Origin of the sequence: Pseudoalteromonas atlantica, from assembly GCA_007988745.1 — a bacterium.
GTDB lineage: Bacteria > Pseudomonadota > Gammaproteobacteria > Enterobacterales > Alteromonadaceae > Pseudoalteromonas > Pseudoalteromonas atlantica.
On the sequence record BJUT01000002.1, the window covers coordinates 60,759 to 74,583 of the forward strand.

The following is a 13,825-nucleotide window of genomic DNA, read 5'->3' on the forward strand; positions in this document are numbered from 1 at the left end:
CCCCGATATGGAGGCTTTTAGTATAGTATTTTTGCCTACCTTATAAAATAAAGCGGCTTAAATCTTCATCTTCAACTAATGCACCTAAATGTTTTTCTACATAAGCGGCATCAATAGTAAGGGTAGAGCCTGCTTGTTCAGATGCATCGTATGAAATTTCTTCCATTAGCTTTTCCATTACCGTATGTAAGCGACGAGCACCAATGTTTTCGGTTTTCTCGTTTACTTGCCAAGCGGCTTTAGCAATGCGCTCTATTGCATCATCGTTAAACTCAACATTTACTTGCTCAGTTTTAAGCAGTTCACGTTGCTGCTCAGTAAGTGAAGCATGTGGCTCGGTAAGAATTCGTTTAAAGTCATTAGCACTTAGTGCTTCAAGCTCTACACGAATAGGTAAACGACCTTGTAGCTCAGGGATCATGTCTGATGGTTTAGCCATTTGGAACGCACCTGATGCAATAAATAGCATGTGGTCTGTTTTCACCATACCGTGCTTAGTATTAACGGTTGAGCCTTCAATTAATGGAAGTAGGTCGCGTTGTACACCTTCACGGCTAACATCTGGGCCTGACGAATCGCCACGCTTACAAATTTTGTCTATTTCATCAATAAACACAATGCCGTTTTGCTCTACTGCAAAAATAGCCTGCTCTTTTAGCTCTTCAGGGTTAACTAATTTAGCGGCTTCTTCTTCGGTTAATAACTTAAAGGCTTCTTTAATTTTTAACTTACGCTTAGTACGTTTGTCGCCACCCATGTTTTGGAACATGCTTTGCAGCTGGTTGGTCATATCTTCCATACCAGGAGGCGCCATAATCTCTACGTTTGGCTGTGCTTGCGCTAAATCTATTTCTATTTCTTTATCATCAAGCTGACCTTCGCGTAATTTTTTACGGAATGTTTGACGAGTAGATGAGTTGTCATCGCGCTGAGTTTCACCGTATTGATCTTTAGCCGGTGGTAAAAGTGCATCTAAAATACGCTCTTCTGCTGCTTCTTCTGCGCGGTGTTTAAACTTTTTAGTTTGTTGTTCGCGGGTCATTTTAATCGATACATCAACTAAATCGCGAATGATAGTCTCTACTTCTTTACCAACATAACCCACTTCAGTAAATTTAGTCGCCTCTACTTTAATAAAAGGCGCATTAGCGAGCTTAGCTAAACGGCGGGCAATTTCAGTTTTACCGACACCGGTTGGGCCAATCATTAAAATGTTTTTAGGGGTTACTTCGCTGCGTAAGTCATCGTTTAGTTGCATGCGGCGCCAGCGATTACGCAGGGCAATAGCCACGGCTTTTTTAGCATTAGCTTGACCAATAATGTGCTGATCTAACTCGTGTACAATTTCTCTTGGGGTCATAGCAGACATAATGGGTCCTATTATAATTCTTCGATTGTTTGGAAGTTGTTGGTAAATACACAGATGTTGCCAGCAATGGTCAGGCTTTTTTCTACGATATCGCGAGCGCTTAAATCGGTGTTTTCTAATAGGGCAGTGGCTGCTGATTGAGCAAAGTTACCACCGCTACCAATGGCAATTAAATCGTTTTCTGGCTGCACTACATCACCATTACCGGTGATAATTAGTGAAGCAGTTTCATCTGCAACCGCAAGGAGTGCCTCAAGCTTGCGTAAAGCTCTGTCGCTACGCCAGTCTTTGGCCATTTCTACAGCGGCTTTAGTGAGGTTACCTTGGTGCATTTCTAGTTTGCTTTCAAAGCGTTCGAAAAGGGTAAAGGCATCAGCAGTACCGCCGGCAAAACCAGCAATTACTTTGCCATTATAAAGGCGTCGAACTTTACGGGCGTTGCCCTTCATTACGGTATTACCAAGTGAAACTTGGCCGTCGCCACCAATTACTACTTTATTGTCGCGGCGTACACTTACGATAGTGGTCATGTTATTCCTCATCATCAAGCTGCGGGGGCAGCTTGTAAAAAACGATTATGATGAGGTTATATGGGTGAATGGACTAATTTCAAGTCCAGCCCCAAATTCCGCAGCTAACAACATGCACTCGTTTGAGTTTGTTTTTGTCGCTTTCGGCTTGGCGCTTTGTTTTATAAGGGCCTAAACGCACTTTATACCAAACACCATTAGTACCTGTGGTCTTTTTAATTTCAGAAATTAAGCCCGCAAAGGCAATTTTAGCTTTGAGAGTTTCGGCTTGTGCGTGTGTTCTAAACGACCCACACTGCATAACATAGGGGCCTTTTTGCTCAATTTCTCTTACTTCAACTTGGATCTCGTGCTCTTTAATTTCTTCAATGAACTTAGGGGCGCGAGGTTTAGCTATTTCTACTTTTTCAGCTGTTTTAGGGTGCGCCTGCTGCTCAACAAGCTCAGGGTCGGCGTTATTTTTAATAAACCATAAGCCGTAAGCAAAGCCGCCTACAAGCAAAACAGTAATAACAACTAAAAGTATAGGAAATGGTTTTTTAGCAGGGGCTTGCTTGGTGTTTTTTCTACCCGCTGGTTTTTTATTAATATAATCGTGCTGTGCCATTTGGCTTTAACCTAAATCATGTCTATAGGGTCAACATCAAGGCTCCAGCGCACTTTTTGTGCAAGTTTGCTGGTGCTTAAATAGTCGACCATTTGCGCAAGATACTGATGCAATACTTTGCGGTCTTGCGCTTGAATATGCAATTGAAACCGGTACATACCCGCCACTCTTTCTAGTGGGGCAGGAATTGGACCGAGCAATTGTATACCAGATACACCGTTAACAGGAACCAAATCCGTCAAAAAATCGACAACGAGCTTAATACTGTGCCCTTGTGCTCTAACTATAGCCATATTAGTAATGGGTGGAAGGTCGGCATCATCACGCTCACTTAAAGCAAAACGGGCAAAATCTTGGTAGCCATTATTTACTAAGTCTTGCAATAAAGGGTGTTCAGGAAAGTGGGTTTGCAGTAATACTTGGCCTGGCTCACCAGAGCGACCCGCGCGCCCAGCAACTTGAGTTACCAGCTGGGCTAAATGCTCTGTGGCTCTAAAATCGCACGAGTACAAGCCGTTATCTACATCTAATATAAGCACTAAGCTAACATCGGCAAAATGATGACCTTTAGCCAACATTTGTGTGCCCACTAAAATACGAGCCCCGCCTTGGTTTATCTCCTCTAAGGCTTTTTCTAAGCTCCCTTTACGGCGGGTTGAATCGCGGTCGATGCGGGTTACGGGTGTATCGGGGAATTCACTCGATAAAAATTCTTCAATTTGTTCGGTGCCTTTACCGTTAGGAAAAATTTGTGTGCTACCGCAATCAGGACACTGGTGAGGTACTGGGTGTTGCTCACCACAGTGGTGGCAAATCATTTGGCCAATGGCTTTATGAAAGGTTGCGCTGGTGCTGCAGCGATTGCACTCACTCAGCCAACCGCATTCGTGACAAATTAGCGTAGGAGAAAAGCCACGACGATTTAAAAACACCATAACTTGCTTACCACGGTTTAAATGTTGGCGCATAGTGGCAAGGCTTGCGTGTGCAATACCCGCTTGGTCGGGTTGGCCTTTCATATCAAGCAACATAAACTGATTATCGGTCGCAGTTTGTGCGCGCTCTGTAAGGCTTAAAAGTTGGTATTTGTTGTTTATAGCTTTGTGCAGTGTTTCGAGCGCAGGGGTGGCACTGCCTAAAATAAGCGGTATTTTGTGCTGAAATGCCCGATAAGCTGCTAAATCGCGTGCGTGGTAGCGTAAGGTATCCTGCTGTTTAAATGAAGAGTCATGCTCTTCATCAACCACTATCATTCCTAACTTTAAAAAAGGTAGAAAAATACTCGAACGGGTACCTATTACAATTGCGCAGCTGCCTTTTTCGCAAAAACGCCATGTTTGCAAGCGTTCGTTATCGGTTAGGGCAGAGTGCCATAGCATAATTGGCGTATCGGGAAAGCGACGACGAAATCGGTTAACAGTTTGTGGCGTTAAGCCTATTTCAGGCACCAATACTAAGGCTTGCTCGCCACGTTTAAGGACTTCTTCTAGGCATTGTAAATATACTTCGGTTTTACCACTGCCTGTTACACCTTCTAATAAAAAGCTCTTAAAGCCAACACTTTGATTTATTGTAGTGCATGCTACGGCTTGCTCTTTATTAAGTACTGGCTTGGTGCCGACCGTGGGTGCAACGCTTTGCCATTGATTATCATGCTCAATGCTTTGGGTTATAAGCTCTTTATCTATTAGGGCATCTATTGTTTTTTTACTAAAGCCGAGCGCTTTTAGCTCGGTTACCGACGACTTACCCGATTGTGCGAGTTGCTTTAATAAATTTAACTGAGTTTTCGCTTTTAACGACGGAACCTTTGCGCCTTTTTCGGTAAGGCTAATCATGTTAATACTGGTTTTATCTGGGTTTTCACCTTGGCGAAGCGCACCGGGCAGTGCAATGTGTATGGTTTCGCCGAGCGGGTAGCAATAATAGCGTGCAGTAAAGCTAAGCAGTTCTAAATGCTGTGGTGATAAAATAGGGGTTTGGTCAATAACCTCAGTAACCGCTTTAATTTTGTTCTCTGGCACGTCGCTATGCGTTTTAAGAGCAAGAACAACCGCTACTTTCTTTTGATTGCCAAAAGGCACTAAAACACGCATCCCTGGCATAATAGGCGCCGAGGGCGAGATGAGTTGTTCATCTATTTTATAATCAAAGGTGCGTGGTAACGGAACTTTAATAGCAACTTCAATAAAGCGCATAACAACTCATGTGATAAAGGGTAATAGCTTAATGTACTAAAAATAAGGCTAAAAACCTACATACAAATGGATGCGGTAGCGCTGGTTGGTTACTTTTTTGGCAAAAAGCGTAATTAAAGCTTGTGCGGGGCAAGCTAGTTGGATAAAATCCGCGGCCTATAAATTTGTTTTAACGACGTATGGTGCCAGACTTCGGGTTTGGAGAGCGATGCGGCCTTAACTAGAGGTTCCTATGAAAGAAGGTATTCACCCTAAGTACGAAGCAATTTCTGCAACATGTTCATGCGGAAACAAATTCGAAACTCGTTCTACTCTTTGTAAAGACATTCACCTAGACGTATGTTCTGCGTGTCACCCGTTTTACACTGGTAAGCAAAAGATTTTAGACACTGGCGGCCGTGTTGATCGCTTCAACAAGCGCTTCGGTGCACTTAGCAGCAAGAAGTAATTATTGCTGTTTAGTAAAAAAAGCACCTTCGGGTGCTTTTTTTGTGCCTAAAATTCATCATTTTTACTAAAAAATTACCGATTGTTGCCGTACTACGTGTGCATAACTATTTCCTGTTCTTATTCTGAATATGCATAAACCTTTGCAGACAAACTCACAATTCTTCTCTATATTTTTTATACGTTAATTTTTAACCAAGCTGCTAAAAGTGCTTATCGTGGCGATATTTGTTTTTAACGGTGATAAACGCGCCATATTGGTGCATTTTACTATTTTAATATTCTGCTATTTTAGAAAAATATTGGCAGGGCAAAATGAACCTCAAAAAGCACTTTTTGAATGAATTTTTATTTGTTTAATATTGATAACTTTTAGCGAAGTTGCTGATAAATCACTTAAAATTAACGGATATAGCATATAACAGGATAGACCTGATATTGCTTGGAATTTAAAAATAATAAGAGTATCTTAGCCCCATACTCCCTCTCACTTAACTTAAATTGCAGGATACCATCGCGTTATGTCAGATTTTCGTGAACAAGCATTACACTACCACTCTCACCCCGTTCCAGGCAAAATCAGCATTGAGCTAACAAAACCAGCCGAAACGGTGCAAGATTTAGCATTAGCATACAGCCCTGGTGTTGCAGAGCCTGTGCGCGAAATTGCAGCAGACCCAGCCAATGCATATAAATATACCGGTAAAGGTAATATGGTTGCGGTGATCAGTAATGGTACGGCAATTTTAGGTTTGGGTAATTTAGGGCCATTAGCCTCTAAGCCTGTTATGGAAGGTAAGGCGCTTTTATTTAAACGTTTTGCTGGCCTAGATTCTATTGATATTGAAGTTAAGCATCGCACCACCGAAGACTTTATAAATACAGTGGCTAATATTGCCGACACGTTTGGTGGTATTAACTTAGAAGATATTAAAGCGCCAGAGTGTTTTGAAATTGAAAAAGCACTTATTGAGCGTTGCAGTATTCCGGTTTTTCATGATGACCAACACGGTACCGCTATTGTAACTGCGGCAGGTATGCTTAACGCCTTAGAAGTGCAGGGCAAATCAATAGAAGATGCCATTATTGTATGTTTAGGTGCTGGCGCTGCAGCGGTTGCTTGTATGGAGCTGTTAATTAAGTGTGGTGCACTGCGCGAACATATTTATATGCTAGACCGCAAAGGGGTTATTCATACTCGCCGCGATGACTTAAACGAATACAAACAGCTTTTTGCTAACAATACCGATAAGCGTACTCTACAAGATGTAATTGCTGATGCTGATGTGTTTGTAGGTGTATCGGGTCCTAACTTACTTGCACCTGAAGATCTAAAACTAATGGCCGATAAGCCAGTGGTGTTTGCATGTTCAAACCCAGATCCTGAAATTGCACCTGAGCTTGCGCACAGTGCACGTAAAGACTTAATTATGGCAACGGGGCGTTCTGATTTCCCTAACCAAGTTAATAATGTTTTATGTTTCCCGTTTATTTTCCGTGGTGCACTTGATGTACGTGCAAGCGCCATTAACGATGAAATGAAAATAGCGGCTGTTGAAGCTATTCGTAGTATTGCTAAAGAGCCAGTGCCTGAGCAAGTATTAAAAGCAGCGGGTGTAGAAAAGCTCGAATTTGGTGCAGACTACATTATTCCTAAACCTATGGACCCGCGTTTGTTACCACGTATAGCCAAGGCGGTGGCTATTGCTGCTGTTGAATCGGGCGTGGCACAAATTGACTTACCGGAAAATTATATGGCGTAATCTATAGCGCTGAAACAAAAAAACCTCAGCATGCTGAGGTTTTTTTGTTTAAAAAGACGTTTTATTCTTCGTCTAAAATAGGCACTTCTAAACCCATTTCTTGCATTATTTTTTTAACTTCTTCAGGTACTTTTTCTGCGTTATCTTTACGTAGGTCATCATCATTAGGTAATGGCTGGCCTGTAAAGGCATGCAAAAACGCTTCGCATAGTAACTCGCTGTTTGTTGCATGACGCAGGTTGTTTATTTGACGACGTGTACGCTCATCAGTTAATACTTTTAATACATTTAGCGGGATCGAAACGGTGATCTTTTTAACTTGCTCTGATTTTTTCCCGTGTTCTGCGTATGGGTGAATATACTCACCATTCCATTTAGCCATAAGATGTATCGTTGCCTCAGATTATTAATTTCTCACACGGCGTAAAAAGCGTGTAAATATGCGTGAAATTCTATCGTTTTAAAAAAGATAGTCAAATAATAGATAGCAATCTATCTTAATAAGCTGGCTGTAATAGTAAATACAGCCTCATTGAAGTTTTACACATCTGTTATTTTTAGCCATCTAGAGCTTTAAAATCTTTGACTTATTATAATGGATAACTTACTCTTTTAGACGTCTAAACATCCAAATTAATCAGGTGACGAATATGAGCGAAAAAAACAAAGCAACCATTGCTGTACGAAATGGGGTTGATGCCGATAAACATCATGGCGCCGTTGTACCGCCAATTTATTTATCGACGACTTATTCGTTTGCCGATTTCGATACTAAGCGCGCATACGACTATGGACGCAGTGGTAATCCTAATCGCGATATTTTAGCTGACACTCTAGCAGAGCTTGAAGGTGGCGCACGCGGAATTATTACTGCTACGGGCATGGCAGCAGTGCACTTAGCCACACAGTTATTAAATAACGATGATACATTGGTTATTCCTCACGATTGTTATGGCGGCAGCTACCGTTTATTTACGTCTTTAGAAAAGCGCGGCTTGCTTAAACTTAAAGTACTTGATTTAACTAAACCAGAAAGCCTAGAACAAATTTTAACCATTAAACCTAAATTAATTTGGATAGAAACACCAAGTAACCCTGTGCTGCGCCTAACGGATATTAAAGCCGTGACGGATATAGCAAAACAGTGCGGTGCATTAGTGGCCGCCGATAACACCTTTTTATCACCGGCATTACAAAACCCAATTAAGTTTGGCGTAGACATTGTTGTGCACTCAACCACTAAATATATAAACGGCCATTCTGATGTTGTAGGCGGTGCAGTTGTTGCTGCTACACAAGAGCTTGGTGATGAGCTTGCTTGGTGGGCCAATAACATTGGTATTACCGGCGCACCATTTGATAGCTATTTAACGTTACGTGGTTTACGTACTTTAAATGTGCGTTTAAAACAGCACCAAGAAAATGCCCTGGTAATTGCTAAATACCTAGAAAGCTCTGAGTATGTTAGCCAAGTTTACTACCCAGGCCTTGAATCGCATCCTCAACATACGCTTGCTAAAGCCCAACAACTTGGGTTTGGTGGTATGGTTAGTTTTGATATTAAAGGCGATGTGAATGATGCTGCGGCGTTTTTAACAAGCCTTAAAGAATTTAGCTTAGCAGAATCGTTAGGTGGGGTTGAGAGTTTAATTTGTCATCCTGCGACCATGACTCACGCAGGTATGGACGCTCAAGCACGTTTAGAGGCGGGTGTGGGCGATACGCTAATTCGTATTTCGGTCGGTATTGAAGATATAGAAGACCTACTGGCTGATTTTGAACGTGTATTTAACTTAGTTAAACCTGGTCAAAATAAAAATGTAGGGCGTGTTGGTAAAGCTGCAGGCAATGCCAATGGTGATGTAAAGCAGCAGGCTGCTCATCCAGCTTTGTGGTGATTGAGTATGGTAAAAAGTGTACATAAATTTGGCGGCTCGAGCTTAAGCTCGGGCGAGCGCTATCAAAGTGTGGCAAAAATAATTATTGGCCACACACAGCCTGGCGATTGCGTGGTTGTATCTGCTGCGGGTAAAACCACCGATACATTGGTATCGCTGTGGCAAAGTTATCAACAACAAGATAAGCAAGCCGTTGCTGATATTTTGCTGCAATTGAGTAATCACCAAACGGCATTAATTGAAGAGTTATTAAAAGCTGATGCTAAACACACGGTTTTAGCTGTGTTGGCGCAAGAGCTAAGTGACGTAGCAGAGCAAGCCAGCAAGCAGCAGTTACAAGAGGCAGCCTTACTGGCGCATGGTGAGCTGTGGTCTGCGCGATTATTAGCAGCCTATTTAACGCAATTAAACATTCAAGCGTGTGCTCATGATGCTAGAGCGCTGTTTAGTGTAACAAGCGGGGAGCTTTTGCATGCGCAAAACAAACAGCAATGCAGCCAAGTTATTGATGCAAATAAAATTAACGTAGTAACAGGGTTTATCGCAGCAAGTGCTGATGGTAAAACAGTTACGCTTGGGCGCAATGGCAGTGATTACAGCGCCACCTTATTGGCCAATTATTGCGACGCACAAAATGTATGTATTTGGACTGATACGCCAGGGGTGTTTAGTGCTGACCCACGTAAAGTTGAAAAGGCGATTAAGTACAACAAGGTGTGCCGTGAACAAGCTAACTTATTAGCTCGATTGGGTAACCCTGTGTTACATGCTAAAACGCTTTCGCCTTTAAAAAACAGTAATATTAAACTGGCTGTACGTAGTAGTTTTGATGTGCAAACTGCCCCTACCGATATTGTAAAACAAGGCAAAGCTAAGCAAAAACGGTTTATTACTACATTACAAAACGTTGATTTACTGCTCGTTGAAGGCCTTAACGCGGGAGAAGTGGCGCATGTTAGCCAGCTTATTCAGCACAGCCTTCATCATTTTATACACAACGGCGATACATACTTAGTTGTGCCCGCGGGTGCAACGCATCAAGTAGTGAGTTATTTTGCTGGGCGAGCAAATATAAGCGAGTCTAATTTAAATGGCTGCGCGGTGGTTGCGCCTACGCAAGATGTTTATACGCTAAGTACATTAGCGGCTGAGGTTTTAAATCAGCAGAGTATTCACCCTCGTTTTATTCATCAAGATACAGGCTATACATTGCTGTTAACGGATCAGTTAATAGAAAGCGATGTACTTAGTTTATTGCACGAAAAATTAATTAATAAAGGCCAAGAAGTTGCTCTGGTTGTGGCTGGCTTAGGTAATGTAGGCGATGAATTTTTAAGCCAGCTAGATGCTCAATTTAAGCGTTTGTCGGGCGATTATAGTATTAAGCTAGTTGGCTTAATTCGCTCGCAACATATGCTATTTAATGCCTCGGGTATTACGCTTGGGCAATGGAAAAAACAATGGCAGCATAATGCGGTTGCTTATGAGCAGGCGGATTTATTAAGTGCATTAAACGAACTTGATTACGAGCACAAAGTTGTTGTTGATATAACGGCAAGCGAGCAATTTAGCCAATTATACACCGACTTTGTAGAGCGAGACTGCCATTTAATAAGTGCTAACAAGTTCGCGGGCACTGCTGCATCTAGTTGGTATAACGCGCTGCGCCAAAGTATTAGCGAGCGTAATTTGCATTGGCGCTACAACACCAGTGTTGGGGCAGGATTGCCAATTAATTTTGCGTTGGCCGATTTACAAAATAGTGGCGATAAAATTACCCGTATTGAAGGTGTTTTCTCGGGGACACTCTCGTGGCTATGCAGTAAGTACGATGGCAGTGTGGCATTTTCTGACCTTGTTCTTGAAGCGCAAAAAATGGGCTTTACAGAGCCTGATCCTCGCGAGGATTTATCGGGCCGGGATATGCAACGTAAATTGCTGATACTTGCGCGCGAGCTTGGCATTGAATTAGATTTAGATGATATAAGCTTACAAGCATTAATGCCTGATGAGTTAGCGCAAGGTTCATGGGGTGACTTTTTAGCGAATAAAGATAAGCTAAATGCCTTTATTAAACACCATGCCGATGCGGCAAATGCTCAAGATGCTGTACTTAGGTATACCGGTTTATTGGCATTAGAGCAGGGTAAAGTATCGGCGAAGGTAGGTATTACTTACGCGCCTAAAGGGGACGCCTTAGCTAACTTAACACCTGGCGATAATATCTTTGTTATTAATAGCCAGTGGTACAACGAAAACGCCTTAGTAATACAAGGCCCAGGGGCAGGCAAAGAAGTGACCGCCGCGGGCGTGCACTCTGATTTATATTGGTTAGTTAAAAACTTAAAATAGCGCAGCAAATATTAATAGTAAAACGGCAGCTTGTGTAAGCTGCCGTTTTTGTTTTTAGAATAACTCTTCTTCTGTTTTTGTATCTTCTTCAAAAATATGAGTTGGCTGAGACAGCACATATTTTGTAGGCGCAGTGCCTTTTTCAAAATATTCAAAGCGACTGGTGTAGTCGTTTTTATGACTTAACAAACCTGTTTTTAAATCGATACGAATTGAAACTAGCCCTTCAGGAGGCTCTATTGGCGCCTCTGGTGTGCCCTCAAGCGCCACTTTCATAAAATCAACCCAAGCAGGTTGTGCCGTTTTGGCGCCCGATTCAGCGCCAGAGATTTGGCTGCTATCTAGGTTGTTATTATAGGTGGAGCGCCCTAACGAGTTACCTGGGTTGTCAAAACCAACCCATACAGACGTTACTACATTGCGGTTAAAGCCGCTAAACCAAGTATCAACAGAGTCATTGGTTGTGCCTGTTTTACCCGATAGATCGCGTCTATCTAATGCTTGCGCACGCCAACCTGTCCCGCTCCAGCCTGTTTTATGGGGCCAGCTACCGCCACCCCAAACTGCGCTGTGCATTGCTTCAGCAATTAAAAAAGCATTTTGCTTTGAAATAACACGCGGTGCACAACGTGCTTGCGTGGCTGTATCATCTTTTAAGTCGGTATCTAGGTTATTGTTGGCAAAGCTATCCATTTCTTGAGAAACGGGTAATAGCTCGTCTTCATCGCAAGCAAGAGCCGGGTTTGCATTAAATAGTACATTGCCATAGGCATCTTGAATTTCAGATATAAAGTAAGGTTCAATTAAGTGACCGCCATTAGCAAATGCGCTCATGCCGCGAGCAAGCTCTAATGGCGTGATTGATGCACTCCCTAATGCTAACGATTCACTGCGGTTAATATCAGCATCTTTAAAACCAAACTTAAGCAAGTGATCGGCGGTGCGTTGTAACCCTACACCGCGCAGTAAGCGCACAGAAATAACGTTTTTAGATTGTGCAAGTGCACGGCGAATACGTATGGGGCCATTATAAACTGCTGGGCTGTTTTTTGGTCGCCACGCTACACCTAAACTTTTATCCCACTGGTTTATTGGCGCATCGTTTAAAATAGAGGCTAATGTATAGCCATTTTCGAGCGCAGCAGAATAAATAAAGGGTTTAATATTAGAGCCAACTTGGCGTTTAGCTTGTACCGCTCGGTTGTATTGGCTTTGCTCAAAACTGTAACCGCCTACTATAGCTTTAATACGACCATCTTGTGGGTCGAGTGAAACAAGTGCACTGGCAGCTTCTGGTATTTGGCTTAGTAGGTAAGTGTTGTCGTTATTTTTACGCAGCCATATTTGCATGCCAGGGGTAAGAATGTCAGTAGCAGCTTTAGGGGCAAAACTTTGGCGGTAGCGAGTAATGTATTTGCGCGCCCATTTTAAATTATCCCAATCAAGTGTGGTGCGCTGGCCATTTTTTAAAATAACGTCAGCGGTTTTCTCTGTCACATTTAACACCACGCCAGCATGCAAGTCAGCCATTTCTTTAACAGGTTTTAGCTTTTCTATAATTTGCTGCTCAGTTAAGGCGGGCTGTGTTTCTGGATCCCACAACACGTCTACAGGCCCACGAAAGCCATGACGCATATCGTAGTTATGTAAATTATTAACTAAAGCTGTTTGTGCAGCCTTTTGAACTTTAGACTCCACAGAGGTAAATATCTTAAAGCCAGAGTTATATGCTTTTTCTACACCGTAGCGCTCAACCATCTCAGCACGAACCATCTCAGAGATATAAGGGGCGTAAAGGTCTATTTCAGCACCGTGAAAATAAGCAGTGATAGGCTGGTTAGCCGCGTCGTTGTATTGTTTTTGCGTAATATAGTTTTCAGTAAGCAAGCGACCAAGCACTACATTACGGCGTGCTTTAGCTCTAATTGGGTTACGAATTGGGTTAAGCGCCGAAGGGGCTTTAGGTAAGCCGGCAATCATTGCCATTTGTGCAAGAGTGAGGTCTTTTAGCTCTTTGCCATAGTAAACTTGAGCAGCAGCCCCAATACCAAATGCACGATTACCTAGTTCTATTTTATTAAGATACAGCTCAAGAATTTCGTCTTTTGTTAATACACTTTCAATATGTAGAGCTATAAAAATCTCTTTAACTTTACGAATATACGCTTTTTCTCGTGTTAAAAAGAAGTTACGAGCAAGCTGCATAGTAATGGTACTCGCGCCTTGTTTTTTCTCACCTGTTGAAATTAACACAATAGCAGAGCGGACAATACCAATAGGGTCTATACCAATATGGTCATAAAAACGGTTGTCTTCTGTGGCTAAGAAGGCATTAATTAAAGGTTGAGGTATTTCGTCTATAGTAACGGGGATGCGGCGTTTTTCACCAAATTGATTAATTAAGAGTCCATCTTTGGTAAAGACTTGCATAGGGGTTTGTAATTGCACGTCTTTTAAAACTTGCACACTGGGGATATCAGGTTTAACGTAATAATAAAGGCTGATTAAAGTGATCAGACCAAATAACGTGCAAATGATAAAAAATTGTAATGTTCGTTTTAATAAAATCACTTATATTTCCCTAAATGGACTCCCAATTGCGAGTTTAGACTGCTAGTATATATTGATTAAAAAATGAATAATATTTTTTACTAAAAAAAT

The 13,825-nt window shown here is 42.1% G+C and carries 10 protein-coding genes; 4 read left to right on the top strand and 6 right to left on the bottom strand.

The features are described 5' to 3' along the window. Positions 1-40: 40 nt before the first annotated feature. From hslU to priA, 4 genes are all read right to left on the bottom strand, one after another. Positions 41-1,369, bottom strand: a complete 1,329-nt coding sequence (gene hslU, locus PAT01_RS02350; RefSeq protein ID WP_004589335.1) for an HslU--HslV peptidase ATPase subunit — start codon at positions 1,367-1,369, stop codon at positions 41-43. Between the two features lie 11 nt (positions 1,370-1,380). Continuing rightward, positions 1,381-1,899, bottom strand: a complete 519-nt coding sequence (hslV, locus tag PAT01_RS02355) for an ATP-dependent protease subunit HslV (protein ID WP_004589336.1) — start codon at positions 1,897-1,899, stop codon at positions 1,381-1,383. A 79-nt stretch (positions 1,900-1,978) separates the two neighbouring features. Then, positions 1,979-2,506: an SPOR domain-containing protein gene (locus PAT01_RS02360; protein WP_004589337.1), complete on the bottom strand. Its 528-nt coding sequence runs from the start codon at positions 2,504-2,506 to the stop codon at positions 1,979-1,981. An 11-nt stretch (positions 2,507-2,517) separates the two neighbouring features. Further along, a complete protein-coding gene (gene priA / locus PAT01_RS02365; RefSeq protein ID WP_154944621.1) occupies positions 2,518-4,704 on the bottom strand; it encodes a primosomal protein N' in 2,187 nt (728 codons plus the stop codon). Positions 4,705-4,936: 232 nt separating this feature from the next. On the opposite strand from priA, the gene rpmE reads away from it, so the two are divergent. Both rpmE and PAT01_RS02375 read left to right on the top strand, forming a co-directional pair. Next, a complete protein-coding gene (gene rpmE, locus PAT01_RS02370) occupies positions 4,937-5,152 on the top strand; it encodes a 50S ribosomal protein L31 (protein ID WP_004589339.1) in 216 nt (71 codons plus the stop codon). Between the two features lie 520 nt (positions 5,153-5,672). Continuing rightward, a complete protein-coding gene (locus PAT01_RS02375) occupies positions 5,673-6,914 on the top strand; it encodes a malic enzyme-like NAD(P)-binding protein (protein WP_029771819.1) in 1,242 nt (413 codons plus the stop codon). 61 nt (positions 6,915-6,975) lie between these two features. Here PAT01_RS02375 and metJ read toward each other — a convergent pair whose 3' ends face one another. Continuing rightward, positions 6,976-7,296 carry a met regulon transcriptional regulator MetJ gene (gene metJ / locus PAT01_RS02380; protein ID WP_004589341.1) on the bottom strand — a complete coding sequence of 107 codons (321 nt, stop codon included), beginning with the start codon at positions 7,294-7,296 and terminating at the stop codon, positions 6,976-6,978. A gap of 268 nt (positions 7,297-7,564) precedes the next feature. Between metJ and metB the strand changes: the two genes are divergently transcribed. Beyond that, positions 7,565-8,812: a cystathionine gamma-synthase gene (gene metB / locus PAT01_RS02385; protein ID WP_154944623.1), complete on the top strand. Its 1,248-nt coding sequence runs from the start codon at positions 7,565-7,567 to the stop codon at positions 8,810-8,812. A gap of 6 nt (positions 8,813-8,818) precedes the next feature. Next, positions 8,819-11,164: a bifunctional aspartate kinase/homoserine dehydrogenase II gene (gene metL, locus PAT01_RS02390; RefSeq protein ID WP_154944625.1), complete on the top strand. Its 2,346-nt coding sequence runs from the start codon at positions 8,819-8,821 to the stop codon at positions 11,162-11,164. A 54-nt stretch (positions 11,165-11,218) separates the two neighbouring features. Here the strand turns inward: metL and PAT01_RS02395 are convergent, their stop codons facing one another. Further along, positions 11,219-13,735: a penicillin-binding protein 1A gene (locus PAT01_RS02395; protein WP_154944627.1), complete on the bottom strand. Its 2,517-nt coding sequence runs from the start codon at positions 13,733-13,735 to the stop codon at positions 11,219-11,221. Positions 13,736-13,825 lie beyond the last annotated feature (90 nt).